This window comes from Neolewinella litorea, assembly GCF_004803465.1.
Taxonomy (GTDB): domain Bacteria; phylum Bacteroidota; class Bacteroidia; order Chitinophagales; family Saprospiraceae; genus Neolewinella; species Neolewinella litorea.
Map to the genome: position 1 here is coordinate 26,446 of NZ_SRSF01000004.1, position 20,055 is coordinate 46,500.

Genomic DNA, 20,055 nt, shown 5'->3' on the forward strand with positions numbered 1-20,055 from the left:
ATGGCGGCTAACATAGACGAAACCCTGCGGCAACGGATCCTGCAATTTATCAACGAAGCCCTGGCGGAAGACGTTGGGCCCGGCGATTTCACGAGCGAAGCTACCATTCCGGCCACCAAGCGGGATACGGCCCGCCTCCTGGTCAAGGACGTCGGCGTACTTGCGGGCGTAGAGATGGCCAAGATGATCTTCCTGACGGTGGACCCCAAGGCGGAATTCGATCAGCGGATGGAGGACGGTGATTACATGCACGTCGGCGACGAAGCCTTCTACGTGACCTGCAACTCCCGCGCCCTGCTCCAGGCCGAGCGCCTCGTGCTGAACACCATGCAACGGATGAGTGGCATCGCCACCCTGGCCAACCGCTACGCCTTCGAGGTGGAGGACCTGCCGGTGAAGGTGCTCGATACCCGCAAGACCACCCCCAACCTGCGGTTCCTGGAAAAGTGGGCCGTACGCCTCGGCGGCGCCCACAACTACCGCGACGGCCTCTACGATCGCATCATGATCAAGGACAACCACATCGACGCCGCCGGCTCGATCACCAAGGCCATCGAGGGGGTCCAGGCCTTCTTCCGCGAGAACGATATGCAACTGCCGATCACCGTGGAGGTCCGCAACCTCGTGGAACTGATGGAAGTGCTGGAAGTGGGTCAGGTCGACCGCATCATGCTCGACAACTTCGAACTGCCCCTGCTGCGGGAAGCCGTGGCCCACATCGGCGGTCGCTTCGAGACGGAAGCCAGTGGAGGCATCACCCTGGGAAGCATCCGGAAGGTGGCTGAAACCGGCGTGAACTACATTTCCGTCGGAGCGCTAACCCACTCGGCCGTCAGCCTCGACCTGAGCCTGAAGGTGGTAAAATAAAAAGACCGGCATCCGACCCCGGGGGGTGGATACCGGTCCTGCCTCTACAGCTACCGGTGGGGATGAAACGTGCCTGGTTTTCTCTAAGTCGGTCTACTGGTGACGTACCCGGTGCCGGCGAGGCTTCATTGGGTTGCAAAAATCCCTCCCCGACGATCCCGGTTAGCAATCAAGGGACGTAAGGGATGTATGCCCCGGTCTTAAAAGGGCAGGTCTTCGGCTGGGGTGACGACGGCCGCGGCCGCCTTTTTACCCCGCCGCTTCGCGGTCTTCTTGGGAGCGGGCTCGGCGGCCAACATGGAAGCCTCAGAAGCCTCCTCGTCTTCGTTTTGCCCGGCCTGGTAAGACTTGTCGTCCCGGCCGCCCAAAAAGGTGAACTGGTCGAGGATGATCTCGGTGGACACGCGGTTCTGCTCGAACTTGTCCGTCCACTTGCGGTACCGCAGGGTGCCGGTAATCGCCAGGGCACTGCCCTTGGTGACGTAGCGCTCCAGGACGTCCACGACCTTGCCGAAGGCCTTGACTTGGTGCCACTCGGTGCGGGTGACCTTTTCCCCCTCGCGGTTGCGGTAGGTGTCGTTGGTGGCGAAACTGAACTCGATCACCCGGCTGCCGCTCGAAAGCGTCTTGATGGCGGGGAGCTGGCCTACGTTGCCGATAAGGGTTACACTGTTACGTACTTGCATAATAAAAGGAGTTGATAATGGCTCGTACCCGTTGTCGCATGAATAAGTGGATACGAGCATTGGTGATGAAATGCGCCCCCAGTGAAGCGACCCGTGAAGCAGCACACGGTGGTTTCGGTTGGTGACAGGACAAAGGTGAGCGCACTCCAAACCGCTAATCGTCAATTATGCGTTTACTTGCGTTTAAATACGTATATAGACGTTTAAATACGGTTAACTATCATACAATGTTCTGATTTACAAGCAATTGCATTTATCGGGCGATCTGTATTTTTTTTGATCTTTTTTCTCCCGCCCGGCACCGTTTGCGGATGTCGGCACCCGCGGCCGCGCCCCCCTGAGGCTTATCTGATTTCAACGGAAATGGGAAGGCATGCGGCCTGCCCATGAATGGCACGGGGGAGTGTTGAAGAACTTACGGCCGGTGCTTACCCAGCAAGGTTTCGACGATGGTGAAGTCAAGATTGGACTTCCCCACATGACCTCACGACCCGGCGGTAATGTGATTTTGCGGGAACTGGCAGGCCGGTATTGATAAACCAGGCTTCCGGGCATCAGACAGATTAGCTACAACGCATGAAAGTTGCGGGGCGGCGGGGAACATTTGGCAACATCGCGAGGCGATGGCATCTACGAACAAATCGTCCCGCAGCGCCAGTTACCAAGCCATGAGCGATTTTCCGATTCACTCCGTGCTGGAGCGGTGCGCCGCAGCCGTAGCCGACAAGCCCCCCGCCGCGATGTTCGGTCTGCGAGACGAGGGCTACGGCAGTCTTTACGAACAGTTGGTTAGCAGTCTGCTGAGCGTGCGAACGTACGATGAGGTAAGCACGGAAGTGAGCCGTCGCCTCTTCAGCCTCGCCCGCACCCCCGCCGAAATGGTGCGACTGGATCGGGAAACTATTATACAGACCATCAGCGAGGCTACCTTCGCGCCCGCCAAGGCCGACAACATTCTCGCCCTCAGCCAAACCATCGTCGACGATTACGGCGGCGTCACCCCCGCCGACTACGACCGACTGATTGCCTTCCGCGGCGTAGGACCCAAGGTCGCGAGCCTGGCCCTCGGGGTGGCCCTCGACCGGCCCGTCATTGCCGTTGACATCCACGTGCACCGCATCACCAATCGCTGGGGCTACGTAGCCACCTCCTCGCCGGATAAGACCCGCGACGCGCTCACCCAAAAACTTCCCCAAGACCTCTGGATTGAGATCAACCGCGTGCTGGTCCCCTTCGGCAAACACGTTTGCACCGGAACGCGCCCCCGCTGCAGCACCTGCCCCGTCTTCGACGACTGCGCCCGGATCGGCGTCACCAACAGCCGATAGCCAGACAGCATACCCCTAAAGAACTAAAGAACTAAAAGACTAAAGAACTAAAAGCCTATAGTACTAAAGAACTACTTAATCACCACCTCCAAAAAATACTCCTCCCCAAATTCCTCATTCAGCCGCTGGCGTATGCCTTCCCGGACCATGGTCAATTGATTGCGCAGCGGGGCGTTCGTGACGTAGACGTAGAGCTTGTGGTTGCGGACCAGGAAATCGCGGGTGTTGTCGGCCGTGTGTTTGCCGAAGAATTTCTCCCACACCAACTTGGTACGTGCCTTGAAGTAGCCGGCCTCGTTCTTCTGGTTGCGGAGCAGGCGCAGGAAGGCTTGCTTGAGTTCCTGCGGCTCGGGCTTGGGGGGTATCTTTTTGTACATGGCGGCGACGGCTATTCTTCTTCTAAGAACCGCTTCCACTCCGCTTCGTTGCGTGCGACGCCCTCGGCAACGATAAAGCGTTGCCAGTCGACCCCCTGCAGGCGGCTCACCAGGGCACTGATGCGTTCCGGATCGGTGTCGGTGATGAAGAGCTGACCGAAGGCCGAGGTCATCACCAATTCCAGCAACTGCCGCACACGTTCGTGGTCGAGCTTGTCGAAGATGTCGTCGAGCAGCAGGATCGGGGTGCGGTTGGTGCTCTGCTCCAGCAGCCGGTACTGGGCCAGTTTAAGGGACAGGACGAAAGATTTTAACTGCCCCTGACTCGCCACCCGCCGCAGGGGATGGCCGTCCTGGGTGAAGATGAGGTCGTCGCGGTGGATCCCGCCGGTGGTCCGCTGAAGGACGCGGTCCTTTTCCGCGCGCTCCCGCAGGAGATCCTCCCAGCTGTGGTCCGTGAGGTGCGATTTATACTCCAGCCCGACTTCCTCCCGCTGCCCGCTGATCGCGGCGTAGGCCTCCAGCAGCAGCTCGGTGAAGGGCCCCACGAAGGCGCGGCGTTTCTTGTAAATGTAGTTCGCCGGCTCCCGCAGCTGCTCGTCGTAGACCGAGAGCAAGCCGGAAGTGTCGGGGCGGCCGTCCAATTCCTTGAGCTGCGCGTTGCGGTTCTCGAGGAGCTTGTTGTAGGTGATCAGGTGGTTGAGGTAGCACGGGTCCGTCTGGCTCAGACTGTTGTCGAGGAGGCGGCGGCGGGTGGCGCTGCCTTCCAGTACCAGACTGATATCGTCCGGGGTCACGATCACCACGGGGTAGCGGCCCACGTGCTCGCTGATGCGTTCGTAGGCGGTGCCGTTGCGCTCGATCACCTTGCGCTGCCGCTTGCGCAGTTTTACTACGATCCGGTCTTCCCGGTCGTCGTCGAGTTGGAAAATGCCCTCCAGCCGGGCACCGGCGTCGCCGTGGCGGATGTTGTATTGGTCGGCCAGGCTCCCGTAGCCCTTGCTCATGCACAGGTAGTAGATCGCCTCGAGCAGGTTCGTCTTGCCCGCCCCGTTGAACCCTACGAAGCAGTTCAGCCGCGGACTGAACGCGAGCGTCTGTCGCGCGTAGTTCTTGAACTGGGTCAGTTTCAGGGAGGAAAGGTGCAAGTGGATTACGGTTTACCGGATACAATCTACCCGTTGGCAGCACTGGGCGCGGCCGCGGGTGCAGGGATGGAATACAGGGGCCGGGCAGGGTGGTTCGCGTCCGCGATCCCTACACCGCTACGTCGTGCTCCCGCAGGGCGGCGTTCAGGCTGGTCTTTTTGTCGGTGCTTTCCTTGCGCTGGCCGATGATCAGGGCGCAACTCACCTGGTAATCGCCGGCCGGGAAGGACTTGGTGTAACTGCCGGGGATGACCACCGAGCGCTCGGGGACCACGCCGCGGTGGGTCACCGGTTCGTCGCCGGTCACGTCGATGATGCGGGTACTCTGGGTCAGCACCACGTTGGCGCCCAGTACGGCCTCCTTGCACACGCGTACGCCCTCCACCACGATGGACCGTGAGCCGATGAAGCAGTCGTCTTCGATGATGGTGGGGGTGGCCTGCAGGGGTTCCAGCACGCCACCGATGCCTACGCCGCCGCTCAGGTGGACGTTGCGGCCGATCTGTCCGCAGCTGCCCACGGTAGCCCAGGTGTCGACCATGGTGCCGCTGCCCACCCAGGCACCGATGTTGACGTAGCTGGGCATCATGATCACGCCCTTCTCCAGGAAAGCCCCGTAACGGGCCACGGCGTGGGGCACCACCCTAACGCCCATGGCAGCGTAGTCTTTCTTCAGGGCCATCTTGTCGTGGAATTCAAAGGGACCGACCTCGATGGTCTCCATCTGCCGGATGGGGAAATAGAGCACGACGGCCTTCTTCACCCAGTCGTTGACCTGCCATTCGCCGTCCGCGCCAGGCTCCGCTACGCGCAGCCGGCCCTTGTCCAGTTCCTCAATGACGGCGTTGATGGCCTGCTGGGTATCCCGCTCCTTGAGCAGGTCGCGCTGTTCCCAGGCGGCTTCGATGGCGGTGCGGAGGTCTTGCATATTGGTGGTTTTTGGGGTGTATCCTGAAGCGGCAAAGATGCGGAAAAACGCCCGGATGCCCGCCGTTACTGCTTCTGCGATTATCTTGTCCGGCAAAGCTTTACCGGTTAACATGATACTTCCGTCCACCGCCTTTCTTTCGGGGCCGGCTCCCAAAGGCCTACCCGATCCACTTTGGGACCGGGAACGTGAGGACGCGGCGGTCGCTTCGCGCCGGCACGAGGCGTGGAGGAGCCACACTGCTTCGGAGCATGACCGGGGCCAACGGTCGGGGCTCTTCTTGTTCAGTGCCGGAGGATCCTTGTCGGAGAGTGCAGAGGAGGTACTGGTCACCCCGCTTTGGGCCTATCTGCTGAGCGCGGCGCTCGTGGTGGCAATCCTCTATTATTTCTTCCGGGTGCTGCGGGCGTCTACGGCGTACGAGTCGTAGCCAGTTCGCCAAGTCGGTCGCGCAGGGCCCGCCAGTGGGAGGCCAGGAAAAACACCCGCAGCAGTTGGACCGGCCGGTGCCCTTCGGAATGCACGGTGATCTTGTCTTCCGTGCCGCTCACCTCGGTGATCTGAAACAGCGGAACTTCCACGGGAGCCCGGAAGCCGGTCTTGGCTTGGAGGGTGAGGTTGTCGATCCGTACGCGGAACAGGTTACGCGTAGCGAAGGCCAGAAATACCGGTACGAGCAGCAGGGTAGCGGGGCCCAATTCACGCCCCGTCGCCCCTGCGAACACCAGGTAGGCCGGCAGCCCGATCACGCTGAACAGCAGGATGAACAGGGAGGCGTTGCGCATGGGGAAGAGGTAGCCGGCGCGGTAGTCCCGCCACATCAGCCACAGTTCCATAACCGTGCCCAGCAGCACCAGTGCCGCCACTACCCACGCCAGCGTGAAGGTCCACGGCGGCAGTTGGCCGGGAAAGAAACGGTAGGCCGCCAACACGAACGCGACGAGGAGGATGCTCCCTACGGTAGCAATCAGCTGGTAGGGCGGCGTTTTCATACCTCGCAGATACGCAGCCCCTCTTCCAGTGCCGCGATCTTGTCCTCGTAGGTCGGGATGTACTCCTGGGCGATGAAGCCCTGGAAGCCCGTTTCGTGGATGGCGCGTACGATGGCCGGGTAGTTGAGCTCCTGACTGTCGTTGATCTCGTGCCGTCCGGGTACGCCGCCGGTGTGGTAATGGCCGATGTAAGGGTGGTATTTCTGAATCGTGGCGATGATGTCGCCCTCCATGATCTGCATGTGGTAGATGTCGTACAGCAGCTTGAAACGGTCGGAGCCGATCATTTCGGCCAGTCCGGCCCCCCACGCGGTGTGGTCGCACATATAGTCGGGGTGGTTGACCTTACTGTTCAGCAATTCCATCTGCACGGTCACGCCGGCCTCTTCGGCAAGCTTTACGATGGGGCGCAGGCCCACGGCGCAGTTGCGCATCCCGTCGAAGTCGCTCATGCCGCGGCGGTTGCCACTCATGACGATGACGTTGGGAATTTCGTGGTCGGCCGCGTCCTTGATTACCTGTTTGTACTGCTCCTGCAGCTTGGCGTGGTTGGCCGGGTCGTTCCAGCCGGTTTCGATGCTGAAATTGCTGTGGGTGCCCATGGCGCAGGTCAGGCCGTGCTTTTTCAGCACGGGCCACTGGTCTACGGTGGTCAGCTCGATACTCTGCAGGCCAATGTCCTTGCCGCGCTCGGCCAGTTCTTCCAGGGGGATTCCGTTGTAGCACCACAGACAGGTGCTGTGGTTGGTCTTGTACTTTCCGGCCGTGGCCTGGTCGGTGGCGCAGATGGCGTTGGAAAGACTAAGGGCGCCCAGTCCAAGGGCGGCACTTTTGAGGGCGTTGCGGCGATTCATGATGCAGACGTTTAAGGTGGTAATGCGGCTTCAAGATAGGGAATTGTCAGCTTGACAATCCGGCACAAATCCCGGGCGTCCGGAATTGCCGGTCCGCCGGATGGGAATGTAAAAGAAAGGGTGGGTAACCCTTAAGCCCTCGGGCCAGATAGAGGCTATAGCGATCCCTTCGTTCCCCCTCGGGTATTGGCGTTGCACGCGGGTGCCGGCCGCTGCGGGAATGCCGTGCCGGCCCGTACAGGGCGCTAAAGATTTTGTCGGTTGAGTTCACCGACGGCGTGGTCGACCGCCCGGGCCGTCAGGGCCATATAGGTCAGGCTGGGGTTCACGCAGGCGGTACTGACCATGGCCGATCCGTCGGTAACGTAAACATTGGGGGCGTCCCAGATCTGGTTGTGCCGGTTTAGGACGCTGGTGCGCGGGTCGTTGCCCATCCGAGCGGAACCCATTTCGTGGATCGAGAACCCGGGGTGGGCGGGGGTCCGGTAGGTGCTTACGTTACGGGCGCCGGCGGCCTCCAGCATCTCGGCGGCCGCGGTGTCCATGTCGTCGCGCATGCGTTTTTCATTTTCCCCGAAGGCCACGTCCATGGTGAGGGTGGGTAACCCGTCCTTGTCCAGCAGGTCGTGGTTTAGGGTCACCCGGTTATCCGGATTGGGCAGGCATTCTCCGAAGGCGGTCATGCCGACGGTCCAGCCGCCGGGCTCCAGCAGTTTTTCCTTGAGTTCGGGGCCGAGGGTAAGGTCGGTCTCCCGGATCAGGCGCCACCAGCCCGCCCGGCTGGCCCCACCCTGGTAGCCGAAGCCGCGCAGGTAGTCGCGTTTGGTGTCGCGGTCGCCGAGGTTGACGAAGCGGGGAATGTAGAAGCCGTTCGGCTTGCGCCCCTTTTCGATCTTGTCGGTATAGCCGTCAAAATTGCCCGAGGCCCCGATGCGGTGGTGGTGGTCCATGATGTTGCGGCCCACCTGGTCGTTGTTGTTGCCGAGGCCGTTGGGCTGACTGTCGGAAGTGCTGGCCAGCAAGATGGCGGCCGTATTCAGGGTGGAGGCGTTGAGGAAGATCACGCCGCGGCTGAAGTATTCGGTGTCCTCTCCGGTTTCCGACAGTCGGACCCGCACGCCGGTGGCGCGGCCCGCGTCGGCGTCGTAGATCACTTCCCGCACGGCGGCATTATTGACCAGGGTGAGGTTGCCGGTCTCGGCCGCGACGGGGATGGTTCCGGAGTTACTGGAAAAGTATCCCCCGTACGGACAGCCGCGGATGCAGCGGTCGCGGTATTGGCAGTTGCCCCGGGTGCCGAGGTGGACCGCCGGGTCATAGGCCGTAAGGTGAGCGGCGCGGCCGGGCGTCACGCGGCGATCGGGGAAGCGGGCCTGCACCCGGTCGCGGAACAGGCTTTCCGCGCAGTTGAAGGGCATTTCGGGCAGGAAGGGTCCATCGGGCAGGTGCGCGAGTTGCTCGGCGCGGCCAGTCACCCCCACGAAGCGTGAGACGTAGTCGTACCAGGGCTCCAGTTCGGCGTAGCGGATGGGCCAGTCGATGGCGATGCCGTCGCGGGCGTTGGCGCTGAAGTCGAGGTCGCTCAGGCGGTAGCACTGCCGGCCCCACATGAGGCTGCGGCCTCCGGTCTGGTAGCCGCGGATCCAGTCGAAGCGCCGCTTTTCGGTGTAGGGGTATTCGTCGTCCTTGACGAACCAGTGCTTGCTGGCCTGCTTGGTGATGTAATCCTTGCGGCTAAGCTTGGGGTAGTGCGCGCGAATCTCCCGCGCCGGGACCTCGTTGCGGAAGGGGAGGTCCCAGGTGTCGAGGGTAGCGGTGGGGTAATCGCCGTGGACCACGTGGCGGCCCCGCTCGAGCACCAGGGTCTTGAGGCCGGCGCGGCACAGTTCCATGGCGGCCCAACCCCCGCTGATGCCCGTTCCGACCACGATGGCATCGTAGGTGTGTGCTTCTTTTCCTTTCACGTGGACAAATTAAGCCATCGAATGCGCGCAACTATCCGGTACTGTCCGGAGGCGCGCGCCGCAGGTATTATTCGCACAATCCTCACCCACGCATCGAATTGTCTATCTTTGCGGCCACCACGTACAAGCCCCGTCAAAATATGAGCGAACAACGCGCGATACTGCTGCTGGCAGACGGAACCACCTACGAAGGCAAAGCCGCCGGAAAGATCGGGACCACCACCGGAGAAATCTGTTTCAATACCGGAATGACGGGCTACCAGGAGATCTTTACCGATCCCAGTTACTACGGCCAGATCCTCGTCGCCACCAATGCCCACATCGGCAACTACGGCATCAAGGACAGCGACGTGGAATCGGATAACGTGAAGATCGCCGGACTGATCTGTAAGAACTTCACCGTCCCCTACAGCCGCCACCAGGCCCAGTCCTCCATCCAGGACTACTTCGAGAAAGAAGGCGTGGTCGGGATCAGCGACGTGGATACCCGCGCCATCGTCCGCCACATCCGCAGCAAGGGGGCCATGAACGCCATCATCTCCAGCGATAATTTTGACCTGGAGGACCTGAAGCGGCAACTCGACGCCGCCCCCGATATGGAGGGGCTGGAACTGAGCAGCCAGGTGACCACCACGGAGGCCTACACCCTTGGCGACCCCGACGCCCCGATCCGGGTAGCGGTGCTCGACCTCGGTACTAAGAAGAACATCCTGCGCAACTTCGTAAAGCGCGACTGCTACGTGAAGGTGTTCCCCGCCCGCGCTTCAATGGAGGAGATAAACGCCTTCGGCGCCGACGGACTCTTCATCAGCAACGGCCCCGGCGACCCGGGTGCCATGGATTACGCCGTGGAAACGGCCCAGGGGATGCTCCGGGAAGACAAGCCCATGTTCGGCATCTGCCTCGGCCACCAGATCCTGGCCCGCGCCGTCGGGATCCCCACCTACAAGATGCACCACGGCCACCGCGGCATTAACCATCCCGTGAAGAACCTCATCACCGGCAAGAGCGAGATCACCAGCCAGAACCACGGCTTCGGGGTGAGCCCGGAGGCCATCGAGCAAAACCTCGATATTGTGGAGATCACCCACCGCAACCTCAACGACGATACCATCGAGGGCATCCGGATCGTGGGCAAGCCGGCCTTCAGCGTACAGTACCACCCTGAGGCCAGCCCTGGTCCGCACGACGCCGCCTACCTCTTCGATCAGTTCATTGACCTGATCAAGGAGCGGAACCACAAGAACTAGCGCGCGCGACGACCCCGCCCGGCACCCGCGCTCCGCCGCCCGCCGGCAGGACCGCCGCGCCACCAAGACTTAAAACAGAAATCAACCCAACTATGAGTAGTATCCTTGATATCCGCGCCCGCCAAATTCTGGACAGCCGCGGCAACCCCACCGTAGAAGTAGAAGTGGTGACCGCCGAGGGAGCCATCGGCCGTGCCGCCGTACCGAGCGGAGCCAGCACCGGCAAATACGAAGCCGTGGAACTGCGCGACGGGGACAAGGACGTCTACCTCGGCAAGGGAGTACTCAAGGCCGTTGATAACGTGGAGGAAAAGATCGCCGAGGAGCTCCTGGGCGTCGACGTGACCGACCAGCGCTACATCGACGAGACGATGATCGAGCTCGACGGTACCCCGAACAAAAGCAAGCTGGGCGCCAACGCCATCCTGGGCGTCAGCCTGGCCGCCGCGAAAGCCGCCGCGCTGGAACTCAACCAGCCCCTGTACCGCTACATCGGCGGGGTGAACGCCCACACGATGCCGGTGCCGATGATGAACATCCTCAACGGCGGCAGCCACGCGGACAACAGCATCGACTTCCAGGAATTCATGATCCTGCCCCTCGGCGCGGATACCTTCAGTGAAGCGCTGCGCATGGGCGTAGAGACCTTCCACCACCTCAAGAAGGTGCTGCAGAACAAAGGCTACAGCACGAACGTGGGCGACGAAGGTGGTTTTGCCCCCAATATCAAGAGCAACGAGGAGGCCATTGAGATCGTCCTGAAAGCCATTGAGTCAGCCGGCTACCAGCCCGGCGACGACATCATGATCGCCATGGATGCCGCCGCTTCCGAGTTCTACGACAGCAAGGAAGGCGTGTACAAGTTCCACAAATCCGACGGCCGCCAGATCGAGAGCGCCGGCATGGTCGACTACTGGAAAGGCTGGGTCGACAAGTACCCGATCTTTAGCATTGAGGACGGACTGGACGAGGACGACTGGAGTGCCTGGACGGCCCTCAACAGCGCCATCGGCGACCGCTGCCAGCTGGTGGGCGACGACCTCTTCGTGACCAACACCGAACGCCTGAGCCGCGGCATCAAGGAGAGCAGCGCCAACAGCATCCTCATCAAGGTCAACCAGATCGGTTCGCTCACCGAGACCATCGACGCCGTAAGCATGGCCCACCGCGCCGGCTACACCAGCGTGATGAGCCACCGCAGCGGCGAGACGGAAGATACCACCATCGCCGACCTGGCCGTGGCCCTGAACACCGGACAGATCAAAACCGGCTCCGCCAGTCGCTCGGACCGGATCGCCAAATACAACCAACTGCTGCGCATCGAGGAGGAACTGGCCGAAACCGCCTACTTCCCCGGGCGCGACCTGCTCCGCAAGATCGGGCGCGGGAAGTAAGTGAGGAGGTAGCGAACGGTCCGCGAAACCGACGTGGGCTGTTCGCTACCTGCTACACCCTTATTTCCTATCTTCACCCGACAACCCTGACCTGTCGCACATGGCCTCCCGTAAAGCCCAGAACCCCCTTACCGCACTTTGGATGCGCGTACCGCCCTACCTGCGGAACCGGTACTTCGTGACTTTACTGCTGTTCCTGGTCCTGATGATCTTTATTGACCGTCACGACCTGTCTACCCAGTTCCGCCTTCACCGTACCGTGAACCGGCTCGAAGCCGATCTGGAACGCTACGACCGGCTGACCGCGGAGGCCGAAGCGGAAAAGCTGGACATGGAGCAGAACCGCGAGCGCTTTGCCCGCGAGAACTACTATATGCAGCAGGACGATGAGGATGTCTTTATTATCGTCGATCAATAGGGGTTACCGGAATTTCAACGCAACCCAAAAAACAGTTAACAATACAGATGGCAGTACTAGTCACCAAAGATTCAAATGTAATCGTACAGGGTATCACCGGTAAGGAAGGAAGCTTCCACGCCGAGCAAATGATCGAGTACGGAACCAACGTCGTAGGCGGCGTAACCCCCGGAAAGGGAGGACAGACCCACCTGGACCGCCCGGTCTTTAACACCGTAGCCGAAGCCGTCAAGGAGGCCGGCGCCGACGTATCCGTCATCTTCGTACCCCCGCCCTTCGCCGCCGACGCCATTATGGAGGCCGCCGCCGCCGGGATCAAGGTCATCATCTGTATCACCGAGGGCATTCCCGTTCAGGATATGGTGAAGGTGCGCTCCTACATCAACGATTACGATACCCGCCTGATCGGCCCCAACTGCCCCGGCGTGATCACCCCCGGACAGGCCAAGTGCGGCATCATGCCCGGCTTCATCCACACCCCCGGTAAGATCGGCATCGTGAGCCGCTCCGGCACCCTCACCTACGAGGCCGTTGACCAGGTAACCAAGGCCGGTATGGGCCAGAGCACCTGCATCGGCATCGGCGGTGACCCCATCATTGGCACCACCACTAAGGACGCCGTGGAGCTGCTCATGAACGACCCCGACACGGAAGGTATCATCATGATCGGTGAGATCGGCGGCACCATGGAAGCCGACGCCGCCCGCTACATCAAGGAGCACGGCACCAAGCCCGTCGTCGGCTTCATCGCCGGTCAGACGGCCCCCAAAGGCCGCACCATGGGCCACGCCGGCGCCATCGTCGGTGGCCACGAAGACACCGCCGAAGCCAAGATGAAGATCATGGAGGAATGCGGTCTGCACGTGGTCAAGAGCCCCGCCGATATCGGCACCACCATGGCCCGCGCCCTCGGCCGGTAAAATGCGGTCTCAGACCGCGACGGTACAACGCGGCCTCAGGCCGCGCAAGCAAAACGCGGTCTCCCGACCGCGCCAGTACGAAGCGGTCTCCAGACCGCGCCAGCAAAATGCGGCCTCCGGCCGCGACCACAAAAAAAGGGCGTCGAGAGCAATCTCGACGCCCTTTGTCGTAGGCGATCCTTCCAAAATAAAGATATCAGTACCAGTCCTGGTCCTCAAGTTCAGCGTACACCCGTTCAATCCCGTCCCGCAGGTCGATCCGGTGGTGCCAGCCCATGGCGTGGAGTTTATCCACGTTCATCAGCTTGCGGGGGGTGCCGTCGGGTTTGGTGGGGTCCTTGGTGATCTTGCCTTCGTAGCCGACCACTTCCTTGATCGTCTCCGCCAGGGAGAGGATGCTGAGGTCTTCGCCGGTACCGACGTTGACGAAACCGTAGTCGCTGAAATTCTGCATGAGGAACACGCAGGCATCGGCCAGGTCATCGGCGTGGAGGAACTCCCGTTTCGGGGAGCCGGTGCCCCACATCACGACTTCCGGGCGGTTTTCCTTTTTCGCTTCGTGGAACTTGCGGATCAGGGCCGGTAGTACGTGGCTGCTTTGCAGGTCGTAGTTGTCGTTCGGGCCGTAGAGGTTGGTCGGCATCACGGAGATGAAGTCGCAACCGTACTCTGAGCGGTAAGCGTCGCAGAGTTTGATCCCCGTGATCTTGGCGATGGCGTAGGGCTCATTGGTCGGCTCCAGGGGGCCGGTCAGCAGGGCGTCTTCCGTCAGGGGCTGGGGGGCCATCTTCGGGTAGATGCAGGAGGAGCCGAGAAACTGCAGCTTCTTCACCTCGTGGACGCGGGCGGCCTCGATGACGTTGGCCTCGATCATGAGGTTGTCGTAGAGGAACTGTCCGCGGTAGGTGTTGTTGGCCATAATGCCGCCCACCTTGGCGGCCGCGAGGAATACGTAATCCGGGCGTTCGTCGGCGAAGAAGTCCTGGACCGCCTCCTGTTGGCGCAGGTCCAGTTCCCGGCTCGTACGCGTCACGATGTTCTCGTACCCGAGGCTGCGCAGTTTGCGCACCAGGGCCGAGCCAACCATGCCGCGGTGGCCCGCAACGTATATTTTCTGATCGGGATTCATGTCGGCCACCTAGTCTTGTGCTCCGACGGGCTGACGGCCGATGCTGTCGTAATGGAATCCGGCCTCCTGCATCCGGGCGGTGTCGTAGAGGTTACGCCCGTCGAATATGATCGGGCTGCTGAGCAGGTTCTTCATCTTGTCGAAGTCGGGCGTGCGGAAGACGCTCCACTCGGTCACGATGGCCAGGGCGTCGGCTCCTTCCAGGGCCTCGTACTGATCGGCACAGTAGGTCAGCTTGTCGCCGTAAAGGGCGCGTACGTGCTCGGTGGCCTCCGGATCGAAGGTGCGCACCTTGGCACCGGCTTCCAGCAGGCGGTCGATGGTGTAGAGGGCCGGGGCTTCCCGGATATCGTCGGTATTGGGCTTAAACGCCAGTCCCCAGAGGGCGATGGTGCGGTTCGAAAGGTCGTCGCCGAAGTAGGCCTCGATCTTGTCGGCAATGCGGAAGCGCTGCTTGGTGTTGACGTCCATGACCGCGTTCAGGATGCGGAAACTGTAGTCGTGCTGACCGGCCGTGTGGGCCAGTGCCTGCACGTCCTTGGGGAAGCAAGATCCGCCGTAGCCGACCCCGGGAAACAGGAAGCGTTTGCCGATGCGGGAGTCGCTGCCCATGCCGCGGCGCACGGCGTCTACGTCGGCGCCGGCCTTTTCACAAAGGTTGGCGATTTCGTTCATGAAGGAAATCCGGGTGGCGAGGTAGGAGTTGGCGGCGTACTTGGTCATCTCGGCCGAACGGAGGTCCATGAAGATGATCGGGTTGCCGCTGCGTACGAAGGGCTCGTAGAGGCGGCGCAGTTTGTCCTCAGCCTGCTGGCTGTCGGTGCCGATTACCACGCGGTCGGGCTTGAGGAAGTCGTCCACGGCTACCCCTTCCCGCAGGAATTCCGGGTTGGAGACCACGTCGAAGAGGCTTTCGTCGAGGTTTTCGGCCAGGGCGGCGTGTACCTTCTCGGCCGTACCTACGGGCACGGTACTCTTGTCGATGACGATGGTGTACTTCGTGATCAGTTTGGAGAGGTCCTTGGCAACGCCCAGGATGTAACGGAGGTCGGCGGACCCGTCCTCGCCCGGAGGAGTGGGCAGGGCCAGGAATATGATATCGGAAGCGTCAACGGCTTCCTTCAGGTCGGTGGTGAATTTGAGGCGGCCCTGCCGGTGGTTGCGCTCGAAGAGCACGTCCAGGTCGGGTTCGTAGATCGGCACTTCGCCGTTCTGCATGCGTTTCACTTTGGCGGCGTCGATATCGACGCACACTACTTCGTTGCCGGTTTCGGCAAAACAGGTTCCGGTAACGAGTCCAACGTATCCGGTCCCAACTACTGCAATTTTCATAGTGTAGGGAGTAAAATGTGAGTTAAGTGGGGTTAAATGGAATAATAGGGCGGCGGCGCGCGGGTGCCATGCTCCATCAAAGAGCCGGGCCGAGAGGGACTAAACCCGTAGCCGCCGGAGGTTATTTCTTTTGGGCGTCGGCCTGGGCTACGGTTTCCAGGAAGTACGGCAGGGTGCGCCGCAGTCCTTCTTCGCGGCTGACCTTCGGCGACCAGCCTAGCAATTTCTTGGCCAGGGTGATGTCGGGCTGCCGCACCTTCGGGTCGTCGGTGGGCAGGGGGCGGCGGTCGAGATAGGCGTCGGGGTTACCTACGAGTTCCATGATCTCCTCGGCAAACTGCATGATGGTGGTCTCGTCCTGGTTGCCGATGTTGACCGGCTGGGCGTAGTCGCTCATCAACAGGCGGTAGATGCCCTCCACGAGGTCGTCAACGTAGCAGAAAGAGCGCGTCTGGCTGCCGTCGCCGAAGACGGTGAGCCCCTGGCCGCGGATGGCCTGGCTGAAGAAGGCGGGCAGTACGCGGCCGTCGTTGAGGCGCATGCGGGGTCCGTAGGTATTAAAGATGCGCACGATACGCGTCTCGAGTCCGTGGAAGGTGTGGTAAGCCATCGTCATGGCCTCCTGGAAGCGCTTGGCCTCGTCGTAGACGCCACGGGGGCCGACGGGGTTGACGTTGCCCCAGTAGGTCTCCTGCTGGGGGTGCTCGAGTGGGTCACCGTAGACCTCGCTGGTGGAGGCGATCAGCATGCGGGCCTGCTTGGCCTTGGCCAGTCCGAGGAGGTTGTGGGTACCCAGGCTGCCCACCTTCAGGGTTTGAATGGGCATCTTTAGGTAGTCAATCGGGCTGGCCGGACTGGCGAAGTGCAGGATATAGTCGAGGTCACCGGGTACGTGGACGAACTTACTGACGTCGTGGTAGTAAAATTCGAATTCCTTCAGCGGCATCAGATGGGCGATATTATCCATCGAGCCGGTCAGGAGGTTGTCCATACCCACCACCCGGAATCCCTCCGCAATGAATCGATCCGAAAGGTGGGATCCGAGGAATCCGGCGGCACCGGTAATTAAGACTGTACGCATACTGGGGGGTTCTTGAAAATAAGCGGCAAACGAGCCGGAAAGTTTTTCTTTAACAGCTTACCAACCGGAAAAGTACATCCCTAAAAGCAAAACCAGGGGAGCGTAAGGCTCCCCTGGTAACAGTAACATGACAAGTGTGCGTCTTTTCGGGTGTGTCCTTTAGTCTAGAAAAGAGGGTTGTTATTCGAAGACTACCTTCCGGGAAATGGTTCCGCCGGTTTCCGTAGCCAGGCGCAGGGAGTAAGTCCCCGAGGAAAGGCGGCTGGGCCGGGAGAAGAGGAGGTAGTCGGATTTGTCGTTGACGGCGATCTCGTTGGCCAGGACCAGGCGACCGCGACCGTCGAAGAGTGAGTAGCGGAGCCGGTTATTGGCCGGGCTGCCGATGTTGAGGTACACCTCCTTACGTGCCGGGTTGGGGTAGGGCTCGCCGAAGGTCCATCCTTCGCTGGTGCTGTCGGTGCCGTCGCTGACCGCTTCGTTACACTTCCCGGCGAGGGGCAGGTATTTGAAGTCCTGATGCAGCATATTCTTAACGCTGAGGGCCGGAACGTCGAACCAGTCGACAAGGATGGATCCGTACACGTCGCGGAAGTCAAACTGCATGGGTACACCTTCACCCTGGCTTACGTCCTTGTCGACCTCCACGTTATCGCCGAGAATTCCGCCGTTGACGCAGCTTCCGAAGAGGAACATGGGACCGGCCGTGCCGTGGTCGGTACCGAAGCTGGCGTTGGGCCGGATGCGGCGACCGAACTCACTGAAGGTCATTCCCATCACGCGGTCGTCCTGATTTTGGGCTACCATGTCGCGCTGGAAGACGTCAATGGCTTCGCTGACCTGACGGAGCAGGTCGGCGTGGGCACCGATGGTGGTGTTGGCCTCCACCTGCTTGGCGTGCAGGTCGAATCCGCCGAGGTATACGGTATATACTTTGGTCTTCAGGCCGCCACTGATCATACGGGCTACCTTTTGCAGCTGAACCGCCAGGGGGTTGGAGTTGCCGGGGTAGGGTACGGCATTCTTGCCTTTGGCAGCCGCTTCCTTGATCACGTTGTTGTAATCGTTGGTCTGCTGCATGGTGGTCTGGATGAACTTCAACTCCCCGCCGTAGCGGTCGCCGGAGTACATGTCGGCCATGGCGCCGGAAAGCTCGGTCGTATTCAGGGGGTCATTGACCGTCTGGCTGAAGTTGATCTTCACCCCTTCACAGGTGGGGTGGGCAACGTTTCCGATCGAGATCGCCGGGGGGTGGGGCTGGGTCTGGTTGGGGTAACCCGCGGGGTAGCCGGGCAGCTGGGAATCCAGGTACCGACCCACCCAGCCGGTGTTCAGGAACTCATCCGATTTGGAAGCCGAAGTCCAGATGTCGGTGGAGCGGAAGTGGCTGCGGTTCTGGTTGGGATAGCCGGCGCTCTGGATGATCTTGAGGCGACCGTCCTTGAACATGTTGGACATGCCCTGCATGCTGGGGTGCAGCGCCACCGTATCGGTGATCTTGTGCGTCAAATCCGCTTTCAGGTAGAGGCGGGGCCGGACTGCGGTGATACCATCATACTGATCCAGGGGGATGACGGTATTGAGGCCGTCGTTGCCGCCGAACAGGTGAACGATCACGAGTACCCGATCGCTGTCGGAATTGATAAGGGAAGTGAACCGGGAGCTACTGGCTTTCATGCCGGGAAGGGGCATGAAGGTCGGAATGGTAAGAGCAGCCGCGGTCTGGAGGAAATTTCTACGTTTCATGGTAATTAGGGTTTTACTGGAGTTGGAATTCGCCTAAAGAGAATAGGTCCACAAAGAATAAAGCCATACGACCTTCGATCGGCTTCGAGTAATTGGAGTTACCCGGATTGGAGAGAAAATCGCTGCAACTCATGGTCCATTCCTTGTCTTCCAGTCCACCCATGATGGTTTCCTTCAGTGCAGCAGTCTGCTGTGCGGAAATCGGACGAGGCAAAAAGATGAGGACAATCTCATCGATAACTGAATTAATGTCAAGCGGATTCGTCAAAGCCTTGAGAAACGAATAGTAGTCGATCGTCAGCCGCGTACCGTTGATGTGGAAATCACCGTCGATGATGGCGGTTGAGATCTGCACACGGCGCTGCATCAGCGCGGGGCTGATCCAGTGGCGGTAGTACTGGGGCGAATCGTAGTAGGCCTTCCAGCCGGCAATGGTGGGGGGGTCCAGGAATTCCATTCCCAGATCGTAGATGTAATCGCAGTACTTGCCGCCCAGCTCGTAGCGCATGCGCAGATCCTTCATCGGACCGTCGTGCCAGAACTCCTTGAAGGGGCGAACGATGCTGCACAGGAAGTCGTGCGGGTTCTTGATGATCGCACCCGTATTGGCGGCCTCGAAGAAGTGCTCCGAGGAGAGCAGCTGCTTCAGTACCGGCTTGATCTCGTAGTTGTTGTTGCGCAGGGTCTGGGCCAGGGGCTTGATGATCTGATCTTCAACCGATGAGTTGATGTCGTGAAAAACGAAGTAGCGGTACAGTTCGCGGCAGAAGTGAAGGGCGGTGGCCTCCTGCTTCAGCAGAATATCGATGACCACTTTGTATTCGTCCGCTCCGGCGTTCTTGATAACGACGTTGCCGAGCCGGTTGCTGAGTTGCTTGTCACCAGTGTCGTGGTCGTTTACGTCGAAGTGGCTGTCTACCGGAGTATCATCCTTGGCAAAGCGATAGTTGTTGATCTTCCAACCCGTGAGGGCACGGGCCAGGGCCGCGACATCCTTCTCGGTGTAGGTGGTGTAGTCTCCGTCGCCTACCTGAGGGCCTTTGCCCAGCGTGAAGAGCTCCATGAGCTCACGGGCGTAGTTCTCGTTGGGGTTCGCCTTGCTATTGACGTCGCCATTCAGACACCGCAGCATCCTGGGGTCCACCGTCACCTTTTGCAGCATCCTGCGCAGGTTACCGGTAGCCTCCTCCTGGTACAGGCGGATATGCTTGTACATGGCCCGCGGGTCAGAGTTCGGGGCGGAAATCGAGAAGTAGTTGAGCCAGAAAAAGGACATCCGCTCCTGAATATTGGAGGGGCGATCCGCCTGGACCATATTGTTGTAGTACCATCCCTTCAGGGAGTGGGCACGGTAGAGGTTGGTGCCGCGGCAACTTTTATCAACCCAGGTTTCTCCCATCTGCAGGTACTCGTCGTCATCATTGCGATACTTGACGGGCGGCGGCGGGACGGCTATGGGGCTGAGGAGGAGATCGATGGTCCGGCTAAGGCCATCGCGCTGGGCCCGGTTGATCTCATCGATGCGTGGGCCGAGAACCGTGCGTCGAAGCAGGTGGGCTGCTTTTTGGCGGTCCCAGGCTCCGGAGAAGGTGGTTAAAGGGGCGATAACCGTAGAAAACCGTTGACTAGACTGGTAGGACAAAT

At 60.6% G+C, this 20,055-nt stretch carries 19 protein-coding genes; 7 read left to right on the plus strand and 12 right to left on the minus strand.

All coding sequences use genetic code 11. The features are described 5' to 3' along the window. Complete coding sequence (gene nadC / locus E4021_RS10895) at nucleotides 1-867, plus strand: carboxylating nicotinate-nucleotide diphosphorylase (RefSeq protein WP_136459322.1); 867 nt, start codon at nucleotides 1-3, stop codon at nucleotides 865-867. 200 nt (nucleotides 868-1,067) lie between these two features. On the opposite strand, the gene E4021_RS10900 is transcribed toward nadC, so the two are convergent. After that, complete coding sequence (locus tag E4021_RS10900; RefSeq protein ID WP_136459324.1) at nucleotides 1,068-1,553, minus strand: single-stranded DNA-binding protein; 486 nt, start codon at nucleotides 1,551-1,553, stop codon at nucleotides 1,068-1,070. A gap of 623 nt (nucleotides 1,554-2,176) precedes the next feature. Between E4021_RS10900 and E4021_RS10905 the strand changes: the two genes are divergently transcribed. Beyond that, nucleotides 2,177-2,881, plus strand: a complete 705-nt coding sequence (locus E4021_RS10905) for an endonuclease III domain-containing protein (protein WP_211097007.1) — start codon at nucleotides 2,177-2,179, stop codon at nucleotides 2,879-2,881. Between the two features lie 71 nt (nucleotides 2,882-2,952). Here the strand turns inward: E4021_RS10905 and E4021_RS10910 are convergent, their stop codons facing one another. The 3 genes from E4021_RS10910 to E4021_RS10920 all read right to left on the minus strand — a co-directional run bounded on the left by E4021_RS10910 (nucleotide 2,953) and on the right by E4021_RS10920 (nucleotide 5,334). After that, nucleotides 2,953-3,258, minus strand: a complete 306-nt coding sequence (locus tag E4021_RS10910; RefSeq protein WP_136459326.1) for a DUF721 domain-containing protein — start codon at nucleotides 3,256-3,258, stop codon at nucleotides 2,953-2,955. Between the two features lie 11 nt (nucleotides 3,259-3,269). After that, a complete protein-coding gene (gene recF, locus E4021_RS10915) occupies nucleotides 3,270-4,406 on the minus strand; it encodes a DNA replication/repair protein RecF (RefSeq protein WP_136459328.1) in 1,137 nt (378 codons plus the stop codon). A gap of 109 nt (nucleotides 4,407-4,515) precedes the next feature. Next, the gene (locus tag E4021_RS10920) at nucleotides 4,516-5,334 is read right to left on the minus strand and encodes a 2,3,4,5-tetrahydropyridine-2,6-dicarboxylate N-succinyltransferase (protein WP_136459330.1); all 819 of its coding nucleotides are present in this window, start codon (nucleotides 5,332-5,334) and stop codon (nucleotides 4,516-4,518) included. Between the two features lie 112 nt (nucleotides 5,335-5,446). Between E4021_RS10920 and E4021_RS10925 the strand changes: the two genes are divergently transcribed. Continuing rightward, nucleotides 5,447-5,764: a hypothetical protein gene (locus E4021_RS10925; protein WP_136459332.1), complete on the plus strand. Its 318-nt coding sequence runs from the start codon at nucleotides 5,447-5,449 to the stop codon at nucleotides 5,762-5,764. Here the strand turns inward: E4021_RS10925 and E4021_RS10930 are convergent. From E4021_RS10930 to E4021_RS10940, 3 genes are all read right to left on the minus strand, one after another. Then, nucleotides 5,745-6,326 (minus strand): hypothetical protein, encoded by a 582-nt coding sequence (locus E4021_RS10930; protein WP_136459334.1) that lies wholly within the window; start codon nucleotides 6,324-6,326, stop codon nucleotides 5,745-5,747. The two genes, E4021_RS10925 and E4021_RS10930, sit on opposite strands and share 20 nt — an antisense overlap. Then, complete coding sequence (locus E4021_RS10935) at nucleotides 6,323-7,180, minus strand: hydroxypyruvate isomerase family protein (RefSeq protein ID WP_136459336.1); 858 nt, start codon at nucleotides 7,178-7,180, stop codon at nucleotides 6,323-6,325. The genes E4021_RS10930 and E4021_RS10935 overlap by 4 nt, the downstream gene beginning before the upstream one ends. A 245-nt stretch (nucleotides 7,181-7,425) precedes the next feature. Continuing rightward, the gene (locus E4021_RS10940; protein WP_246050278.1) at nucleotides 7,426-9,144 is read right to left on the minus strand and encodes a GMC oxidoreductase; all 1,719 of its coding nucleotides are present in this window, start codon (nucleotides 9,142-9,144) and stop codon (nucleotides 7,426-7,428) included. 140 nt (nucleotides 9,145-9,284) lie between these two features. Between E4021_RS10940 and carA the strand changes: the two genes are divergently transcribed. From carA to sucD, 4 genes are all read left to right on the plus strand, one after another. Continuing rightward, entirely contained in the window at nucleotides 9,285-10,394 is a 1,110-nt protein-coding gene (carA, locus tag E4021_RS10945) for a glutamine-hydrolyzing carbamoyl-phosphate synthase small subunit (protein WP_136459338.1), read from the plus strand. 92 nt (nucleotides 10,395-10,486) lie between these two features. Then, nucleotides 10,487-11,788: a phosphopyruvate hydratase gene (eno, locus tag E4021_RS10950; protein WP_136459340.1), complete on the plus strand. Its 1,302-nt coding sequence runs from the start codon at nucleotides 10,487-10,489 to the stop codon at nucleotides 11,786-11,788. A gap of 100 nt (nucleotides 11,789-11,888) precedes the next feature. Next, entirely contained in the window at nucleotides 11,889-12,206 is a 318-nt protein-coding gene (locus tag E4021_RS10955; protein WP_136459342.1) for a hypothetical protein, read from the plus strand. 47 nt (nucleotides 12,207-12,253) lie between these two features. Continuing rightward, nucleotides 12,254-13,126, plus strand: a complete 873-nt coding sequence (gene sucD, locus E4021_RS10960; RefSeq protein ID WP_136459344.1) for a succinate--CoA ligase subunit alpha — start codon at nucleotides 12,254-12,256, stop codon at nucleotides 13,124-13,126. A 196-nt stretch (nucleotides 13,127-13,322) separates the two neighbouring features. On the opposite strand, the gene fcl is transcribed toward sucD, so the two are convergent. From fcl to E4021_RS10985, 5 genes are all read right to left on the minus strand, one after another. Continuing rightward, nucleotides 13,323-14,255 carry a GDP-L-fucose synthase gene (gene fcl, locus E4021_RS10965; protein WP_136459346.1) on the minus strand — a complete coding sequence of 311 codons (933 nt, stop codon included), beginning with the start codon at nucleotides 14,253-14,255 and terminating at the stop codon, nucleotides 13,323-13,325. Between the two features lie 9 nt (nucleotides 14,256-14,264). After that, nucleotides 14,265-15,587: a UDP-glucose dehydrogenase family protein gene (locus E4021_RS10970; RefSeq protein ID WP_136459348.1), complete on the minus strand. Its 1,323-nt coding sequence runs from the start codon at nucleotides 15,585-15,587 to the stop codon at nucleotides 14,265-14,267. A 121-nt stretch (nucleotides 15,588-15,708) separates the two neighbouring features. Then, nucleotides 15,709-16,668, minus strand: a complete 960-nt coding sequence (locus tag E4021_RS10975) for a UDP-glucuronic acid decarboxylase family protein (RefSeq protein WP_136459350.1) — start codon at nucleotides 16,666-16,668, stop codon at nucleotides 15,709-15,711. Nucleotides 16,669-16,848: 180 nt separating this feature from the next. Next, a complete protein-coding gene (locus E4021_RS10980) occupies nucleotides 16,849-18,411 on the minus strand; it encodes a DUF1501 domain-containing protein (protein ID WP_136459352.1) in 1,563 nt (520 codons plus the stop codon). A 13-nt stretch (nucleotides 18,412-18,424) separates the two neighbouring features. Further along, nucleotides 18,425-20,053, minus strand: a complete 1,629-nt coding sequence (locus tag E4021_RS10985; RefSeq protein WP_168797564.1) for a DUF1800 domain-containing protein — start codon at nucleotides 20,051-20,053, stop codon at nucleotides 18,425-18,427. Nucleotides 20,054-20,055: the final 2 nt, after the last annotated feature.

What these genes read in the sequence shown, in the direction of transcription:
- nadC (WP_136459322.1), top strand. Translation starts at nt 1, where the DNA reads ATGGCGGCTAACATAGACGAAACCCTGCGGCAACGGATCCTGCAATTT.
- E4021_RS10900 (WP_136459324.1), bottom strand. Translation starts at nt 1,553, where the DNA reads ATGCAAGTACGTAACAGTGTAACCCTTATCGGCAACGTAGGCCAGCTC.
- E4021_RS10905 (WP_211097007.1), top strand. Translation starts at nt 2,177, where the DNA reads ATGGCATCTACGAACAAATCGTCCCGCAGCGCCAGTTACCAAGCCATG.
- E4021_RS10910 (WP_136459326.1), bottom strand. Translation starts at nt 3,258, where the DNA reads ATGTACAAAAAGATACCCCCCAAGCCCGAGCCGCAGGAACTCAAGCAA.
- E4021_RS10920 (WP_136459330.1), bottom strand. Translation starts at nt 5,334, where the DNA reads ATGCAAGACCTCCGCACCGCCATCGAAGCCGCCTGGGAACAGCGCGAC.
- E4021_RS10925 (WP_136459332.1), top strand. Translation starts at nt 5,447, where the DNA reads ATGATACTTCCGTCCACCGCCTTTCTTTCGGGGCCGGCTCCCAAAGGC.
- E4021_RS10930 (WP_136459334.1), bottom strand. Translation starts at nt 6,326, where the DNA reads ATGAAAACGCCGCCCTACCAGCTGATTGCTACCGTAGGGAGCATCCTC.
- E4021_RS10935 (WP_136459336.1), bottom strand. Translation starts at nt 7,180, where the DNA reads ATGAATCGCCGCAACGCCCTCAAAAGTGCCGCCCTTGGACTGGGCGCC.
- carA (WP_136459338.1), top strand. Translation starts at nt 9,285, where the DNA reads ATGAGCGAACAACGCGCGATACTGCTGCTGGCAGACGGAACCACCTAC.
- eno (WP_136459340.1), top strand. Translation starts at nt 10,487, where the DNA reads ATGAGTAGTATCCTTGATATCCGCGCCCGCCAAATTCTGGACAGCCGC.
- E4021_RS10955 (WP_136459342.1), top strand. Translation starts at nt 11,889, where the DNA reads ATGGCCTCCCGTAAAGCCCAGAACCCCCTTACCGCACTTTGGATGCGC.
- sucD (WP_136459344.1), top strand. Translation starts at nt 12,254, where the DNA reads ATGGCAGTACTAGTCACCAAAGATTCAAATGTAATCGTACAGGGTATC.
- fcl (WP_136459346.1), bottom strand. Translation starts at nt 14,255, where the DNA reads ATGAATCCCGATCAGAAAATATACGTTGCGGGCCACCGCGGCATGGTT.
- E4021_RS10970 (WP_136459348.1), bottom strand. Translation starts at nt 15,587, where the DNA reads ATGAAAATTGCAGTAGTTGGGACCGGATACGTTGGACTCGTTACCGGA.
- E4021_RS10975 (WP_136459350.1), bottom strand. Translation starts at nt 16,668, where the DNA reads ATGCGTACAGTCTTAATTACCGGTGCCGCCGGATTCCTCGGATCCCAC.
- E4021_RS10980 (WP_136459352.1), bottom strand. Translation starts at nt 18,411, where the DNA reads ATGAAACGTAGAAATTTCCTCCAGACCGCGGCTGCTCTTACCATTCCG.